This window comes from Brevibacillus borstelensis (genome assembly GCF_036700025.1).
Lineage (GTDB): Bacteria > Bacillota > Bacilli > Brevibacillales > Brevibacillaceae > Brevibacillus > Brevibacillus borstelensis.
On sequence record NZ_CP144922.1, the window covers coordinates 2158463 to 2175105 of the forward strand.

Consider the following 16643-nt stretch of genomic DNA (forward strand, 5'->3'; position numbering starts at 1 on the left):
CAATATAGGAATCTATCATAGGAGAACAACTCTCTAATCCACATTAACAACACAAAACACCTCCTAATCATAGGAACCACATGCGATTAGAAGGTGTTTTCCATTTGCTTCTACTAAACAGCCGTTACTTAATATTATCCAACACACTTTTCATAACCTGCGGCGAGTCCTGGCGATCGAACAAGTTATACCGTTCCTTAACCGCTTGATATACCTGCATGAGCGCTTTCTGGCTCTTGGTTTTCCGGTATTCCTGCACGAGCTTTGCAAAGGAAGGGTGCCGAATCACATCGTTTCGCCAGTCCCACACACGCGGTTTTAGAACTTCACGCCGCACTTGTTCGACCATCCCGATCAACTTCGGGCCAAGATCGGCACTTAGCTGAGCTGCTGCTTTTTTCACTTCAGGACGATCAAGCAACATGACACCGTCGGGAAGGGAGTAAAGGGGCTTGTTATTCACATACAAGAATTCTTGAGAGCGATTGGCAACAGCCTCTGACAGACGGTCTTGTTTGACTTCGAACTGAAAGTACTCCCGCTCTGTCCCATTGAATTTGCTCGGGAAAAACAAATAAATGAAATCGAAGACGCCATGATAGTAAAACTGCTGATCCGGATAAATGTATCCTTTGGCATCGACTTGAAATCCCGGGAGGCCCGCCTCGATGGCCCAGCGAACTGCTTCGCTTTGGCTGTCCTTCGGGGCAACACTGCCCTTGTAAGGTCTCGCGTTTTTGTATATGCGATACAACGTGTCCGCAACAAATTGCTTTGTAATCGATTGACTGTTCCATTCCTCCGGCTTTACAAATCCGGCCTGAACCAGTGCTTTTATGCGCGAGTCAAGCTCAATCTGCCCCCGTTTTTTTCTGAATTCCGCATATTGTTCCCATTTTTCGGATGCTGCCAGCTTGGCGATTTGCTGTTTTATAGTCACGGGGTCGTAGCCTGCGGGGTATACAGGTTCTAACACCCCTATGTGATTAAAGAGCTCGAGCAAATATCCGTTTCTGGATAAATACATTTCATCTATCATAAACGAGCGAATGGAATCAGTGCCGTATAGATCTGCTACAATCTCGTATATATCCATCCGGTTTTTTTCTACAAGAGCAGCATCATATGGATTTTTGACCTGCAGGGAATCTTTCAGAAGGGAATAAAGCAGTTCCACTTCTTCCAGTGTGTTGATAGTGGGCATCTTGTAAGTGACACGATATGTATGCGTCCCTGATGGAGCTGCTTGAATGGCTGGCACGAATGAACCAGATAACAGCATGACGGTGATCATGGAAGCCAGAATGCTTTTTTTCATCGGTTTTGGTTCCTCCCTCTTTTATCCATTACGAAAACGCTTCATTGCATGCAAATGTTTCCTTTTTCTTCCTATTTTTCTCACGGAGCTTGCGTAAAGCGTCGATAAAGCTGTTCACTAAAAACGATTCGTTGGGTTTGAGAGGATCTGACCTCCATGATCGTGAGCAACTGCCAGACTGATCAGTTTGCTTCATCATCCTTCGAAAGACGCGCCATGATTTCGCCCCATGGAGCTTTGCCCAGAACCTTGAATCCTAATTTTTCATAAAGAGTAGCAGCTCCTTGGTTGTCAGGGTGATAGGCGACCATGATATCTGTGGTATCAGGCTTTGCTTTTATTCTGGCAATGACCTGTTTCATGGTTTCCATTCCGTAACCTTTGCCTTGGTGACGGGAATCGATCATCAGCCGATAAATCCAGTATTGCGAATCGTCAGGATCAATCCCAAACATCACAAATCCAACCATGATTTCATCTTTGTAAACGGCTAGTGTTTCGAAATTCGGTAAAAATTTTGACTGTGCCAAGGAATACAGATTTGAGGCGATAAATTGTTTTTGATCTTCACGGGGCTCTAACTCAATGCATTCTTCCCAGTTTTCAGCAGTTACTTCCTTGAGAATAAGATTCATAGCGATATCTCCTTTTGCTTCGTTTAGGAAAATTATACCATACCATTATACCCCATTTACAAAAAAAAGGTGTTCTTTAATAGCTCGAAGAACACCCTAAACCCTATAATTTAATAGCTTTAAAGCAAATGCTATCTAAGTTTGTGCTATTACTGTTGTTTAATCCTTCCCTATTCTTGAAACGACTATTCAATATCAGTTTTCAATTCATAGTGAGTTATTAACTCAAATTCACCAAGCACAGTCGATCCATCTACATCATAAAGAGGAATTGTACGGACATCACCATTATCGCCGTTTTGCTCAATTGCCTCTTCAATTGATGAAACATTTGGTGTCAAATCATCAGCTCTAACATATCCTTTAATCCCATTAGTGCCAACTGCAGAAATTAAATCGGGTTCCTCACCGATTGTATATTCGGATAGTGCAGAACCATAGGTCTCGCCGTTACTGTTTACATCATATTCTGTTTTTAACATCAAATCATCTATAACTTTTGCAATTTTGGTTGATTTACCCAACACCTGAATTGGAGATTTATAACCAGTGTATCTTGTATATCCATCTCCATTATAGAATTCAGCTCTACTCTGGGCATAATACTCTCCTGAAGTGGTTGTTCTAGGGGAGTACACATAGATTCCAGAGATCTTTGAATCATTATATGTCATAGAACTGGCACTTCTCAATTCACCAGCTGAATTAAACAAACGAGCTTGTCCGGCCATATAACCTACTGGCACATTTGTACCTATTGATTTGACGAAGGCAACTGCTTCTACGGTTGGATGAGTGTTGTCATTGCCAGGAGGATTTCTATCCCACACCATAGATTCAAAATAATACTCATAACCATGAATTTTAGGCGTTTGATAGGGATCAGAGTAAGTGGCGGCGGATGCTGGCGTTGACATCAAAAACATTGACAGTGACCGATCATTATGAAATTCCGAGTACTTGTCTTCCTTTTCTTCATTTTTCTTTTCTCCTCCCATAATTTTAATACTGGATTATGTTTAGTTAACATTAATCCCCACCCGAATAATAAAATCTAAATTCGCCGATTTTAGTTTTGCCATCAGATTCATACAATGGGATTGATTTGTAATCGACAGATTTCATTGATTCTTGATAAATAATTGCTTCTTGAGGTGAAGAAGCGGATGAATCCAAATCGGCGGCCTTTACATATCCGACAACCCCGTTTTCTCCTATTGTCCTAATTAAGCTTGGTTCTCGTGTTGGTCCATAAGGATATGGTCCATGTCCATATGTTTGTCCCTCTGCATTGACAGGATAGTCTGGAACCTGTTCTTCAACTACAGGTATACTATTTGCAAGAGAAGTTGCCTCCACACTAGAATTTTTAGTAACTAAAGTAGGTATACCGATTATTAAAGCGATCGAAAATATAACTCCCACAAAAGACTTTATTTTCATCTTCATTTCAAATACACACCTTTCTTCGTTAGCAGTTAAAGTAAATGTTTGCACGAAGGATGAAAGTAGTAATAGCTTTAACAGCGTGTAGCACCAAATATACACAACTTAAGATTAGACCAAAGCATTGTATTGTCTTTTAGTTGTAAATAAGAGACCGCTGACACGCGAGAATCCTTAGTAAATAACGATAGAATAATCTGTAATAAATTGCAGGGGAAATCTAAATAAATCCCTTTAATGTAATATTACACCAATTCCCCTGAAAAATTGTGTCGAAATTTCTGGTTCACAGAAAGTTCGAATTTAAGTATCATTCTTCCTGTCTAAAGTTTTGTTTTTTAAGTTGCTTTGTTCCGTGGGAACAGATTTTAGTCATAAAATTAGTTAAATAGACGTCGATTAATGAGACAAAAATGACTATACTAGTACGGTCCCTTTATTTTTTGACCTAACTTGTATTGAAGAGAATCCGTCTCCGATTAATTAGTGCTATCAAGGATATAAAGCCTCCACTGGCCTTTTTTACTACAAAACCAAGATTGTTACTGGTGTCGACATTCACTGTCTAATATAATCGGACCTTACCCTCGGTTACTATATGATTAAATAACATTAAAGGGTAACATCACAATAGAAGAAGAATTTTTTAAATCATTTCCCAGTTAATCGCTTAATAGGTCTCAGTAAATGGTAGAAAACCTATTTGTACAGAATATCTTCCCTTATGCGATTCGACTTTGCTCAACACACCGTCAAAATTTGTTGAACTTACTACAAAGTGGGTAAGGGCAGCGCTCAAATGCTTAACAAATACATCAAAGTGAACCGCTTGCAGATACCTCCCTTCATGGATCTTTGCCATCGACTGGTACTGTTACTGAATTGGCTCACCCAGGGCATAGCTGATGAACTTTGATTGATGCTTTCGTTGCTTCTCCATATCGGTGTTCTTAAAAAAGTTCACGGTATCAGCTCTTTTTCGAAAACAACAGAGTCAAGGACGTAAGGCGAAGCGAACCCTTGACGTGTTGGTGGAGAAGAAGACAATCCCCATCGGGGATGGAGCATATCTTTTATTTGTTAACGGATGTGTGGTCGTACTCGATCCTCAAAGAAAACAGATAGCTGCATGAGAATCTGGCCCCAATTATGGACTCGTCCCGTCCATTTACGTAGGACATTCATGGTTACGAGGTATAACATTTTGAGAAGAGCATCGTCTCGTCTGTGGGAAAGATGGCTTTTCCTTCGTTGCTTTACGAAGTTGTCGATGGTAACTTTCAATAATGTTCGTTGCATAGATCAGTTGAGTCCGTATAATTGTGTAAAAACGGAATCTCTTTTAAAAAATGAAGAGAGCCATTTCAAAAACCCTCGGTTAGAATGAAGTTTGCGGACACCATTCCTGGAGAGGAGTTTTTGTTATGGCTCAATATCAGATTACTGTAGATTCGCAACTTTTGCAGCAACTTTTTCTCGGAAATTCGAAGGATTCGGGGGTGGCCAAACTGTTGGAATCGGTATTGAATCAGGTGTTGCAGGCCCAAGCTACGGAACAACTGTCTGCGGAACCGTACGAACGTACAGATGAACGCCAAGGTTATCGGAACGGTACATATCCCCATCAACTGACAACGCGGGTGGGAACGATCACCCTTCGGGTGCCACGGATTCGAAATGGAAAGTTCTCGACAGAAATGTTTGCTCGCTATCAGCGAAGTGAACAAGCCTTGGTTTTAGCCCTCATGGAAATGGTGGTGAATGGGGTATCAACTCGAAAAGTTTCGCAAATCACGGAGGAACTGTGTGGAACCGAGTTCTCTAAGTCAACTGTTTCCGATCTGTGTAAACGCCTGGATCCGATTGTAACGGCTTGGAACAACCGAAATTTACGAGAGAGCTTCTATCCATTTCTCATTGTAGATGCCCTCGTTTTAAAGGTTCGTGAAGAGAGGCGTGTACGCTCTCGTGGCGTAATGTTGGCCTACGGGGTCAACACAGAAGGCTACCGAGAAGTCCTTGGACTGATGCTTGGAGATAGTGAATCAGAGGCCAGTTGGAGTGAGTTTTTTAGCTGGCTGAAAGATCGAGGCTTGCGCGGCGTAGAACTCATTGTGTCCGATCAACATGGCGGGCTCGTACGAGCCATTCGAACCCATTTTCAAGGGGTGACGTGGCAACGGTGTCAGACTCATTTTATGCGAAATATCCTCGTTGCCACGCCCAAGCAACTGCAGGAGGAATTGTATCCCCGTGTTCGTGCGATTTTGGATGCTCCTGATCTAGAGACGGCACGGTTATTGTTGCAACAAACGGTGGAAACGTATGAGGCCAAAGCTACAAAGGCAATTTCGGTTTTGGAGAATGGTTTTGATGATGCCACAGCCGTTCTTCTGCTCCCCGAAAAGTACCGTAAACGTCTTCGGACAACAAATGGCATGGAGCGACTCAACGAAGAAATTCGCCGACGAGAACGTGTCATTCGCATTTTTCCTAACCGTGAATCGGTTATTCGCCTGATCGGAGCTTTGCTTATAGAGATAGACGAAAAATGGGCAAGTGGCAAAAAGTATCTCGATATGGCAGAGTATTTGGAATGGCGAGAAACTCAGGCAACAAAAGCGGTGTCTAAAGTGACGCGCATTGGCTAAGTTATTTCTCTAATCGAGGGGAATTTACACACAAAGATGGACTTGATCCATAGATCAGCTTTCGAATCTCTGGAGGATATTTAAAAAAGGTCGCAATCTTATCCCAGTTGGTGCGCAAGGAGCTTACCATCAAGGGGGATTTACTGCCCCAGGTTTGTTCAAACTGATCGAGTTCTTCGAGTACAGCTTGCTCCGTCGTCCTGTTTTACTTTAAAGTGGATCGCGTCTAAGAAGCATAAACCGATTGCAAAGGGCGATTTTGCCACTCTTTAATCAGGGGAACGATTTTGTTCGTGACATTTGAAATGAGTGTTGGTGAGACTTCGATCCGTAAAGCTGCTGCAGATGGTCTTGAATATCACGTGTGGATACGCCTTTTGCATACATTGCGAGGATTTGATCTTCGATCCCTGTTACATTGGACCGGTGTTTCTTTAAAATGGCAGGTTCAAATTCTCCCTCACGATCACGTGGGACTTGACTGTCCACCTCGCCATACTCGGAACGGACAGTTTTTTACTGTATCCATTACGGCTATTCGTTGTTTGCTTGTTTTTCATGCCATGCTTTGCGTATCCAAGAGAGGACTCCATCTCAGCTTCGAGCATTTCTTGGATCGTTTCAGCAAACAAAATCTTTTAGAGCTGACTGTACGTCGTTCACAGACTTCATATTTTTCTCTTTGATCCACTGCTTGATCTGCTCTTTTGACATTATAAAAATCTCCCAACCTTTCTGATACTAATTGTAGTTTAGAGGTTGAGAGTCTACACAGAATATTTTAAAGACTCCACCTGGGATAAGATTGCCAACTTCTGTACATATCCTCCTAAGACTCAAAAGCAAATCTAGGGACAGCTCTCCCCTCCCTAATCGCAACTTTCTATCATTCCTCAAGTTTCCCTGCTAATTAATAGCATTTAGCAATCCATTTAATAGCAAATATTTAATTCTATATATAATAGTGTTACACTATTACTTAGGTTATCAATCATGCAGAAAAGGTGTGTGAACAGGTCGCACCCTGGCTTGCTGTGGAGCCTAAGCAGGAGGGCCTACATCTTTTCTTCAAATATTAGCGAGGTAGGACGGTAAACATGAGCGACAGACAAACCAAAACAGACGTTATCTTAATTGGTGCCGGAATCATGAGTGCAACGTTGGGAACACTGCTGAAAGAATTGATACCGGATTGGAACATTACAGTGTTTGAAAAGCTTGCAAGCCCAGGAGAGGAAAGCTCTAACGAATGGAATAATGCAGGAACGGGGCATTCAGCGCTGTGCGAGCTGAACTACACCGTCGAGAAACCGGACGGATCCATTGATATCAGCAAAGCTGTAAAAATTAATGAACAGTTTCAGGTTTCAAGACAATTCTGGTCTTATCTTGTAAACAGCAATCTGATCCGCAATCCGCAGGACTTTATCAGGCCGTTGCCTCATTTGAGCCTGGTGCAAGGTGAAAAGAATGTATCGTTTCTCAAAAAACGTTTTGAAGCGCTGTCAAACAATCCCCTGTTCAAAGGGATGGAATACTCCGAAGACCCTCGAAAACTGATGGAATGGATTCCGCTAATTATGAATGGGCGGGTATCGAATGAACCGATTGCGGCAACAAAAATCGACTCTGGAACAGATGTCAACTTCGGTGCTTTGACACGGATGCTGTTTGACCATCTGAAAAGGAAAGACGTCGATATCCACTTCAAGCATAATGTTGATGATATTAAACGCAACCGCGACGGCCTGTGGGAATTGAAAGTGCGAAATCTCGACAGCGGCACCGTTGAACGCCATACGGCCAAATTTGTGTTTATTGGCGGCGGTGGAGGAAGCCTGCCTTTGCTGCAAAAATCCGGTATTCCTGAAGGGAAACATATCGGAGGCTTCCCGGTAAGCGGTCTGTTCATGGTTTGCAAGAATCCGGATGTGATCGAGCAGCATCATGCCAAGGTATACGGGAAAGCCAAGGTTGGCGCGCCGCCAATGTCTGTTCCGCATCTGGACACAAGATATATCGACAATAAAAAATCGCTGCTCTTTGGGCCGTTTGCCGGTTTCTCGCCGAAGTTCCTAAAAACCGGTTCGATGTTTGATTTGCTCGGTTCCGTAAAACCGGATAACGTCCTGACGATGCTGGCAGCAGGGGCAAAAAACGTTCCCTTGACCAAATACCTGATCCAGCAAGTGATGCTGTCCAAGGAACAACGCATGGAAGAGCTGCGCGAGTTTATCCCGAACGCGAAAAGCGAGGATTGGGATATTGTCGTAGCGGGCCAACGTGTGCAGGTGATCAAAGATACGCCTACTGGCGGCAAAGGAACGCTGCAATTCGGTACGGAAGTAATCTGTGCAGCGGATGGCTCGATCGCCGCATTGCTCGGCGCTTCTCCGGGGGCTTCTACCGCTGTTTCCGTCATGCTGGACCTGATGAAAAGATGCTTCCCGCAGCATATCAATGAGTGGGAACCGAAAATAATAGAAATGATTCCTTCTTATGGTATATCCTTATTGGAGCACCCGGAACTTATCCGTGAAATTGATTTTTCCACAGCGCAGACGCTTGGTCTGCACAGTGAACTGGCTCTCGTCTAGCAGACGGTCGAAAAATAGAAGGAAAGAAACGGCCTTTGTCCCGAATTGCATGGGGTGAAAGGCCGTTTCGTTTTGCCTGCAGTTTTCGGCAACGGGTTGAAGGATAGAACTCTACACTGCATGAGAGCTCGGGCTTGTGTATTACTAAGCAGGAATATACAAGTAAACGTCAAAGTATACTAAGGCCAAGAAACTAAGGAACGGGATGTTAAGATGGAAAAATTACGTGATCAGGATGTTAGAGAGGCGTTATTGGAAGATCTCTCGAAAATTTACAAGGATGAACCTAATACACGTATAATTAATGAATTAGGGATTGATTTTGGAGCCTCTAGGGTAGATATTGCTGTTGTAAACGGAATATTACATGGGTATGAAATTAAGAGTGAAAGTGATACTCTCAAACGATTGCCAAAGCAAATGGAATATTATAATAGGCTTTTTGAAAGGCTAACTATTGTTATTGATGAAAAATTTTATGATGACATTCAAAAAATCGTACCAAACTGGTGGGGTATCACCATTGTTAAGAAGAGATCAGGCAAGGTTTTGTTCATTAAGAAAAGAAAGGGACGTATGAGAACGTCCCAAGATAAAGAATTACTATTAAAACTTCTCTGGAAAGATGAATTGGAGAAACTTGTTGATGTTCTTGGTTATCCCAAGAAAATGAAGCAGCTACGAAAAAAGAAACTCTTAGAATTGTTTTTACAGGAAAAAGATATTAACGTAATTCGGCAGTTTGTATATCATTCACTCAAGACTCGCGAACACTGGCGATAGCCCAAAGGTATTTTGAAGTTGATCAGTTACAAACTCGATGTGATGGTTAATTCCTATTTCGATTGGTTTTCCATGGTTTGTAATCTCTAGTTTGCCTAATGAACAATTAAGAATTGCTTTGTCACCAGCTGAAAAATGTTCACCTGAGTAATAATCGCTTGTCACTATAGTTTTACAAATATTAACAAAGGTTTCAACACCATTGTCCCCTAACAGAGTTGATTTACCTATTACGTAAAAGTCGTTAGTGGTGTAGAAAATCTTTAAATATGTGTTGTAGTAATCAATTATCTTACCTTCTTCTGGTTCGGGTGCCAGGCGAACAGTATAGTCAGCATAGTTTAATTCTGGAAACTCGTTCAGTAATTTTATATAAGTGTTAAAGTCATCTCGTGGTGCAGCCTGTTTTACGGACATAGCCGAAACATCGTCACTGTTAGCTGGACATGAGGTTAGTGCCAATATAACAGATGATTTTTTTAGTTGAGAGTAGGTTTTTAAAGCACTTCTAATCCTATTAAATCCTTGATATTTTTCAGCGAAATCAACAATAACAAATATTTTTTCCACATCATTAAATTTTGTTTCGAGCAACTCTTCGATCCTTTTGTAAATAAATGGATCAAGTGTACTATCAAAAGTATTGCAACGAATACGAACTGCAACCTTTTTTAATTCAAGGTCCTTGATCGAGTTTATCCACCATTCCGGAGAGTCATGATGGAAGCATGGGATGAAATTTAACTCTTTTTCGAGAAATCTACTTGCACAATAGCTAATAATGTTTTGAGAATCATCTGTAATTAGCTCTTCATCTGGATTGCCAATAATATCGTAAGACTGTCTAAAATCGTAAATAAACTCTCTATTCTCTACTTTTTCATAAAAGTATGAACCTAAGGTTTTAAACGATGTCCACCAAGTTTGTTTATTTTTAGAACTAATTCGTTTAGATTCAATAATTGGGACTATTGAATCTTTTGTAGCACTTTTAAGATTATGATATGCATTCATCTCGGAAGCAGAGTGCCTTAAAATTGGATAGTAGAACATGAAATCCCCTCCCTAAGACCTAGTTTAGTATGACTATGTTCTCTCTTAGTTGACAGAATCCTTCCAAATGTCGGAAAATGTCGGAAGAATAATATAGGAAATTGGGTAAGTTCGTCAAGTAATTGTAGTGGAATGTGAGTGTATTAATTTAAAAAAAGGGTAACAACAATGTAGTTCTTGATTTAGCTCAATTGGGAGAGCACCATCTTGACAGGGTGGGGATGGAGTCTTAATAATGTCTGGATCACCGTTAAGACTCCATCCCTTGTTACTCGAGGTTCTACTAAATGTTTAACAATATATTATTCCTGATTTAATTAGGCCAAAACAAAAACTTATTCTCCATTCACCCAAACTTCCTCCGAATCCCGCCGAGAAAAGCCTGAACCGCCGGAGCCAAATAACGATTCCGCATAAACATCAAATAAACGGTCCTCTCCAATGCCGGGGAATCAATCGCCTTCCACACGATAGACGGGTCCGTCGATTCAGCTAAATAATTTTCGGGAATAATCGTGACGCCCAAATTTTCCCTCACCAAGGTCAAGGCAGTCTCAAACCGTTCAATCTCAAACTTAATGTTCGGCGTCACCTGTTCAATGGAAAAGGCTGTTACAATATCCTCCCTCGTCTGAAAACCTTCCGTGCTAATGATAAAGGGCTCACTTTTGTTTATTGCACAATAGAAATGCCTAATATTGCAGCGTAAAAATGCTCAAAACAAATACAAAAAAGGCACTTGTCAGCATCAATAATTCCTCCTACCGTTAGGTTTGGGACAACTTAGCGAAGGAGAATGGAAAGGATGCTGAAAATGCCTCAACAACACTATATCAGGTTTTTACGCGAAGTAGAAGGATGCTCGGTAAACGAGATTGCAGGACGCGTAGGTGTTCACTGGCGGACTGCCAAAAAATATGCCGATAAAACCGATTGGAATGCCTCGATGACAAAACGAAAGGGCAGAAGTCCTGTCATGGGTCCATTTATGGAGATCGTCGATACCTGGTTAGAGGAGGACCGTTTGGTCCCCCGTAAGCAGCGACACACAGGTGTGCGCATTTTCCAACGTTTGCGCGATGAGCATCAGTTTACAGGTGGACAACGTACAGTATTGGCCTATGTGCAGAGACGAAAAAGTGAAATGGAACTGGACCGTGCCAAAACGTACGAACGGCTTGAACATCCACCGGGTGAGGCACAAGTGGACTTTACAACCATTGAGGTATGCCGAGATCATCGATTGGTCACATACAAACTGCTGGTAATGTCTTTTCCGTACAGCAATGCCGCTTTCGTCTATCCGACACCAGCGGAGAATCAGGAATGCTTTTTGGAGGCGATGAAGCTGTGCTTTGAACAAATGGGAGGTGTTCCTCAGCGAATCTGGTTTGACAATCTCTCCGCTGCCGTCGTTCATATCGAGAAGCAGGGCGAACGGCAATTAACGGATGGCTTCCAGCGATTCTGCGCTCACTACCGGTTTGAAGCTGTCTTTTGCAACCCATACAGTGGTCATGAGAAGGGGCACGTGGAGAACAAATGCGGGTACTCCAAGCGCAATTGGGCAGTGCCGATTCCCATCTATGAAAGCCATGAACAGTTAGTTGCCTACTTCGCCGAGCAAGCTAGCCGTGATCGTGGTCGTCAGCATTATGCCCTAAATCGTTGCATCGCAGATCTATGGGAGGATGATCGCCGTAAATTGCTTACCTTGCCGGAGCATGGATTTGAGGCTTTTCGCTTGGGTGCTGCAGTGGTGAATAAGTATGGAGAGATTCGGAAGGATGAATTGACGGTTCCGTTGCTGGGGATGGCAACGCCAGGCAGTGAGGTACTGATCCAAACGTTTTGGGATCGCCTTGTCATTCTAAACGGCCAACACCAGCTAATTCGGGAAGTACCCAGACCTTATACGGGACGAAATGTAGACATTCCGTGGTCACAAGTATGCGCTGGATGGCTGAAAAAACCACGTAGTGTAACGCACTCGCAGTTTCTCCGTATGCTACCGGAGATCTTGCAAGGGTATGTAACCGTGAAGGATCTAACAGAGCGAAAAGATCGTCTTCAGGCAATGTCGCACTGGTGTGATATTTACACCATCGAACAGATTCAAGAGGTAATTGCTCTACTAGGCCAAGACACACCGATTACGCGCATCACGGCCGTGCTAGGCGTAAAATATGGCAGTCGTGACCTCCCTGTCACGTGGGAGGAGACGTTGTCCCCTCCGGGAACTCGCGTAGAAGGTTCTCTCCAACGCTATGATCAACTTGTGGGGGTGAGCTGAGATGCCGACGGCATTGGGAGATTTGTGCCGACAACTCCGATTGGCGCATGTCGTGGACTACGTATCCGTTCAACAGAATGAGCAGATTCGTAGCATTGTGGAGCAAATCCTTGTTGCGGAACTGGACGGCCGCCGCCGTGCCAAGTTAGGTAAGCTTGTTCAGCAGGCGGGGTTCCCGCATATTAAGACTTTCGAGGGGTATGTGTATGACCATATCTCTTTCCCTAGTGGCAGTAGTCCGGAGCTGCTCCAGGAATTGGATTGGCTCGAACGCAAAGAAAATTTACTCTTAATGGGTGCCGTCGGCACAGGGAAAACCCATATGGCAACGGCACTGGGCGTGGAGGCTTGCCGCCGGGGCAAGGCGGTACAGTTCTACCGGGCTTCCGATTTGGTTTCTGTACTTCAGGAAAAATTTGTGGCGGGAACACTCAGCCGATTTCGCGAGAAATTGAAAAAGATAGATTTACTTATTCTCGATGAAGTCGGCTACGTGCCGTTCAGCCAAACCGGTTCTGAGTTATTGTTTAACGTGATTGCGGATTGCTATGAGCAACAGAGTGTGATCGTTACATCTAACCTGGAGTTTGGCCAATGGACATCGGTGTTTGGAGACACGAAGCTCACGTCGGCGCTCGTTGATCGTCTGGTACACCACGCTCATATCCTCTCATTCACAGGTGAGAGTTTCCGCTTCAAACAGGCAATGGATAGGATTCCTTTGTAGTTTCAAACGGCTGGCAAGTGCTTAGGCAATTTTGGCTGCAAAGCTGAGCATTTTCTACTTGCAAAACACACACTTTCCAGCTCGTGCAAAGAAACCGTTTCTTTATGCGCCAAAGGATGATCCTTGTGCAGCACGAGCACCAATCGTTCATCGTACAACGGGATCGATTCGATATCCTCCTCATGTACATACTGGTTCGTAATGAGCAGGTGCGTATGATACTTCCGCAGCGACTCCTTCACAGCCTTTCCGCCCAGCACTTCGATCAGCTTGATGTTGATGGAAGGATAACGCCCTTGATACTCACGGATCACTTTCGGAATCCAATGCTTCACCGACTCGATGATGCCGACAATCAGCTCGCCGCTGCCGGTGAGCTTTACTTCTTCCATTTCCTTTTTCAACATATCCATTTGGGAAAGCAGCGAAATCGCTTTTTTATAGAAAATCTTCCCAGCGTCCGTCAGCTCCATTTTTCTCGTGTTTCTTTCAAGCAGGGGAGAGCCGACCTCTTGCTCCAGATTTTTGATGGCGTTGCTCAGCGAAGGCTGTGAAATATGCAGCTTTTGCGCGGCTTTGGAGTAGCTCAGTTGATCGGAGACGGTTACGAAATAATACAATTGTTTGATATCCACAATAATTTCCACCTCTATTTATAGCTTGAAACTATAAAATTATTTAAATTATATATTAGAAATAATAAGTATGTCATTATATAATCAAAAAAACACATATACTTAAAAGGTTCAGAAAGGATGAAAAGATTGCCTACGAAAGTTTCAGCTGATGTATGGACCGGCCGGACTGATCATACGGAAAGAAGAAGCAGTTTTCGCTACCACCAGGTTGTGGAATTGGTGGATCTGGATCAATGGCTGCCTTCCGCGGACAACACATGTGCGATGATTGGGTTTGAATGTGAGGAAGGAGTTCGGCGCAATCAAGGACGAGTAGGCGCAGCCAAAGCTCCGAACGCAATTCGGCAAGCGCTTGCAAGCCTTCCCTGGAAGCTGCAGGAAGGCAACCGCATCGTCGATGTCGGTAATATTCGCTGTGAAAATGAAAAGCTCGAAGAAGCCCAGGAGGAATTGGGCCAGGCAGTCTCCGATATTTTGTCCAAGTCGGCGGTGCCGATTATTTTAGGCGGCGGACATGAAACGCTGTATGGCCATTATTTGGGCGTCCGCAAACACACCGGAAAAGAAGCTTCGCTCGGAATCATTAATATCGATGCTCATTTCGATTTGCGCTCCTATGAAAGCCAGCCTTCCTCCGGGACGATGTTCCGACAAATCCTGGAGTATGACAAAAACAGCCGATATTTTGTCCTCGGGATCCAGCGTTTCGGCAATACGCAGGAGCTGTTTGACAAGGCGGACGAACTCGGTGTCCGGTACGTGTATGAAGAAGACATGACCGCTGAACAGATGGACGACATTATCTCCGAGCTAAAAGAATTCATCGAAAAACACGATCATGTCATGCTCACGCTTTGTACCGATGTGTTAAATGCGGCGTTTGCGCCGGGAGTGAGCGCTCCGTCGCCTTTCGGATTGACGCCAATGGTTGTCCGCAGCTTGATCCGCACCGTTGCCACTCATAAGAAAACGCTTTCTTTTGACATTTGCGAAGTGAATCCGGTTTTGGATGAAAACGGCAGAACGGTAAAATTAGGTGCTTATCTGACAAACGAAGCCATCATGGGATTCTTAGGGGGACACAACGATGACGTTGGCACTTAATCAAGTCAACACGATTTTTCTCGCAGTAGCTCTGCTCGTATTGGGAACCTTCCTCGTAAAAAAGGCCGGATTCCTGCAAAAGTTCTGTATTCCCGCACCCGTCGTCGGAGGGCTGTTGTTTGCGATCATCGCAACGGCCTTGAAGGCGACAGGCGTTTTGGAAATTACCTTGGATACTTCCCTGCAAAGCCTGTTCATGCTCACGTTCTTCACGACAGTAGGACTGGGAGCGAGCTTCAAGCTCATCAGACTGGGCGGCAAGCTGCTCGTCATTTACTGGATTGCATGCGGATTCCTCGCTTTGATGCAAAACGTGATTGGCGTCTCCCTGGCTTCGCTGTTCGGCATTCATCCGCTGATCGGGATGATGGCAGGCGCGGTTTCCATGGAAGGCGGACACGGAGCGGCAGGTGCCTTTGGACAAACCCTCGAAGACATGGGGATCCAATCCGCACTGGCCATCGGGATTGCGGCAGCTACCTTTGGACTTGTAGCCGGAGGATTGGTAGGCGGACCGACTGTCAAGTACCTGGTCTCCAAATACAATCTGAAACCGACCGAAACAGAAGAAGGAACGGCGGAGGTAGAAGAAAAAGTCGAACCGATTACGACAAACGTCTTCTTCATTCAGGTACTGCTCATCACGTTCTGTATGGCATTGGGAACGTATTTGGGCGAGCTGTTCTCAACGGCAACCGGTTTTGTTCTTCCCGGTTATGTAGGAGCGATGTTTGTGGCGGTTATCGTGCGCAACATCGTTGACAAATTCAAACCGGCAGCTATCGACATGAAAAGCATCAATCTGATTGGCGACGTGACGCTTGGCATCTTCCTGTCTATGGCACTTATGAGTATCAAATTGTGGGAAGTGGCCAGCCTTGCGCTGCCAATGCTGGTGATCGTGCTGGTGCAAGTTGTCTTTATCGTCCTGTTCGGTGCCTTCGTTTTGTTCCGGCTGCTTGGCAAAGACTATGACGCCGCGGTAATGGTCGCAGGGTTCACAGGACATGGACTTGGAGCTACACCGAATGCGATGGCGAATATGGCCGCGGTGACCGAGCGCTTTGGGCCTTCGCGAAAAGCTTATCTGGTCGTCCCGATTGTGGGTGCCTTTCTGATCGATGTGTTCGGCATGCCGATCATTATTACGACGATCAATTTGTTCAAGTAAATTGCACGGTAAAGTCCTTCCACGCTGGAATTGTCCGGCTGGAAGGATTTTTTTGCTTGCAGCAATGCTTTGGAGAGCGGGGAGAGCCTTCTTTTGGGCCCTCCAACGTTGTATGTCCTTTTATAACCTGGATGGGGCAAGGATTTCGTTTTGAGAAAACAAGCTTGAAAGGAAAATGGAATTCGGCAAGAATGAAATACAGATAATACCATAGGAAGGGAATTTCG

The 16643-nt window shown here is 44.1% G+C and carries 12 protein-coding genes and 4 pseudogenes; 7 read left to right on the forward strand and 9 right to left on the reverse strand.

The window, feature by feature from the left end; genetic code table 11:
• Positions 1–124: 124 nt before the first annotated feature.
• The 5 genes and pseudogenes from V5G20_RS09985 to V5G20_RS10010 all read right to left on the reverse strand — a co-directional run.
• Positions 125–1318 carry a hypothetical protein gene (locus tag V5G20_RS09985; RefSeq protein WP_039070727.1) on the reverse strand — a complete coding sequence of 398 codons (1194 nt, stop codon included), beginning with the start codon at positions 1316–1318 and terminating at the stop codon, positions 125–127.
• Positions 1319–1500: 182 nt separating this feature from the next.
• The gene (locus V5G20_RS09990) at positions 1501–1953 is read right to left on the reverse strand and encodes a GNAT family N-acetyltransferase (RefSeq protein ID WP_338463379.1); all 453 of its coding nucleotides are present in this window, start codon (positions 1951–1953) and stop codon (positions 1501–1503) included.
• Positions 1954–2138: 185 nt separating this feature from the next.
• Positions 2139–2951 carry a peptidase gene (locus V5G20_RS09995; RefSeq protein ID WP_338463380.1) on the reverse strand — a complete coding sequence of 271 codons (813 nt, stop codon included), beginning with the start codon at positions 2949–2951 and terminating at the stop codon, positions 2139–2141.
• 31 nt (positions 2952–2982) lie between these two features.
• Positions 2983–3402 carry a hypothetical protein gene (locus V5G20_RS10000; protein ID WP_024985658.1) on the reverse strand — a complete coding sequence of 140 codons (420 nt, stop codon included), beginning with the start codon at positions 3400–3402 and terminating at the stop codon, positions 2983–2985.
• Between the two features lie 1077 nt (positions 3403–4479).
• Positions 4480–4708, reverse strand: a pseudogene (locus V5G20_RS10010) (transposase); the annotation flags it as partial.
• Positions 4709–4823: 115 nt separating this feature from the next.
• Here V5G20_RS10010 and V5G20_RS10015 point away from each other — a divergent pair.
• A complete protein-coding gene (locus V5G20_RS10015; protein ID WP_338463377.1) occupies positions 4824–6050 on the forward strand; it encodes an IS256 family transposase in 1227 nt (408 codons plus the stop codon).
• A 49-nt stretch (positions 6051–6099) separates the two neighbouring features.
• Here the strand turns inward: V5G20_RS10015 and V5G20_RS10020 are convergent.
• Positions 6100–6764 (reverse strand): annotated as a pseudogene (locus V5G20_RS10020) (transposase); the annotation flags it as partial.
• Between the two features lie 383 nt (positions 6765–7147).
• Between V5G20_RS10020 and V5G20_RS10025 the strand changes: the two are divergent.
• Positions 7148–8647: a malate:quinone oxidoreductase gene (locus tag V5G20_RS10025; protein WP_338463381.1), complete on the forward strand. Its 1500-nt coding sequence runs from the start codon at positions 7148–7150 to the stop codon at positions 8645–8647.
• Positions 8648–8860: 213 nt separating this feature from the next.
• Complete coding sequence (locus tag V5G20_RS10030) at positions 8861–9430, forward strand: sce7726 family protein (RefSeq protein ID WP_024985657.1); 570 nt, start codon at positions 8861–8863, stop codon at positions 9428–9430.
• Here the strand turns inward: V5G20_RS10030 and V5G20_RS10035 are convergent.
• Entirely contained in the window at positions 9401–10483 is a 1083-nt protein-coding gene (locus V5G20_RS10035) for a beta family protein (RefSeq protein WP_024985656.1), read from the reverse strand. The two genes, V5G20_RS10030 and V5G20_RS10035, sit on opposite strands and share 30 nt — an antisense overlap.
• Before the next feature lie 346 nt (positions 10484–10829).
• Positions 10830–11150: pseudogene (locus tag V5G20_RS10040) on the reverse strand (LysR family transcriptional regulator substrate-binding protein); the annotation flags it as partial.
• Positions 11151–11288: 138 nt separating this feature from the next.
• Between V5G20_RS10040 and istA the strand changes: the two are divergent.
• On the forward strand, positions 11289–12776 hold the full coding sequence (istA, locus tag V5G20_RS10045) for an IS21 family transposase (RefSeq protein ID WP_227278712.1): 1488 nt from the start codon (positions 11289–11291) through the stop codon (positions 12774–12776).
• A gap of 1 nt (position 12777) precedes the next feature.
• A complete protein-coding gene (gene istB, locus V5G20_RS10050; RefSeq protein ID WP_172921002.1) occupies positions 12778–13503 on the forward strand; it encodes an IS21-like element helper ATPase IstB in 726 nt (241 codons plus the stop codon).
• Positions 13504–13565: 62 nt separating this feature from the next.
• On the opposite strand, the pseudogene V5G20_RS10055 reads toward istB, so the two are convergent.
• A pseudogene (locus V5G20_RS10055) lies at positions 13566–14138 on the reverse strand (LysR family transcriptional regulator); the annotation flags it as partial.
• A gap of 120 nt (positions 14139–14258) precedes the next feature.
• Here V5G20_RS10055 and hutG point away from each other — a divergent pair.
• The gene (gene hutG, locus V5G20_RS10060) at positions 14259–15245 is read left to right on the forward strand and encodes a formimidoylglutamase (RefSeq protein WP_338463382.1); all 987 of its coding nucleotides are present in this window, start codon (positions 14259–14261) and stop codon (positions 15243–15245) included.
• The gene (gene gltS, locus V5G20_RS10065) at positions 15229–16416 is read left to right on the forward strand and encodes a sodium/glutamate symporter (RefSeq protein WP_031932746.1); all 1188 of its coding nucleotides are present in this window, start codon (positions 15229–15231) and stop codon (positions 16414–16416) included. The genes hutG and gltS overlap by 17 nt, the downstream gene beginning before the upstream one ends.
• Positions 16417–16643: the final 227 nt, after the last annotated feature.

Bases quoted from the DNA above. Each gene is read 5' to 3' on its own strand.
- V5G20_RS10000 (WP_024985658.1), bottom strand. From the start codon at position 3,402: ATGAAGATGAAAATAAAGTCTTTTGTGGGAGTTATATTTTCGATCGCT.
- V5G20_RS10030 (WP_024985657.1), top strand. From the start codon at position 8,861: ATGGAAAAATTACGTGATCAGGATGTTAGAGAGGCGTTATTGGAAGAT.
- V5G20_RS10025 (WP_338463381.1), top strand. From the start codon at position 7,148: ATGAGCGACAGACAAACCAAAACAGACGTTATCTTAATTGGTGCCGGA.
- istA (WP_227278712.1), top strand. From the start codon at position 11,289: ATGCTGAAAATGCCTCAACAACACTATATCAGGTTTTTACGCGAAGTA.
- V5G20_RS09985 (WP_039070727.1), bottom strand. From the start codon at position 1,318: ATGAAAAAAAGCATTCTGGCTTCCATGATCACCGTCATGCTGTTATCT.
- gltS (WP_031932746.1), top strand. From the start codon at position 15,229: ATGACGTTGGCACTTAATCAAGTCAACACGATTTTTCTCGCAGTAGCT.
- hutG (WP_338463382.1), top strand. From the start codon at position 14,259: ATGAAAAGATTGCCTACGAAAGTTTCAGCTGATGTATGGACCGGCCGG.
- V5G20_RS09990 (WP_338463379.1), bottom strand. From the start codon at position 1,953: ATGAATCTTATTCTCAAGGAAGTAACTGCTGAAAACTGGGAAGAATGC.
- istB (WP_172921002.1), top strand. From the start codon at position 12,778: ATGCCGACGGCATTGGGAGATTTGTGCCGACAACTCCGATTGGCGCAT.
- V5G20_RS10035 (WP_024985656.1), bottom strand. From the start codon at position 10,483: ATGTTCTACTATCCAATTTTAAGGCACTCTGCTTCCGAGATGAATGCA.
- V5G20_RS10015 (WP_338463377.1), top strand. From the start codon at position 4,824: ATGGCTCAATATCAGATTACTGTAGATTCGCAACTTTTGCAGCAACTT.
- V5G20_RS09995 (WP_338463380.1), bottom strand. From the start codon at position 2,951: ATGGGAGGAGAAAAGAAAAATGAAGAAAAGGAAGACAAGTACTCGGAA.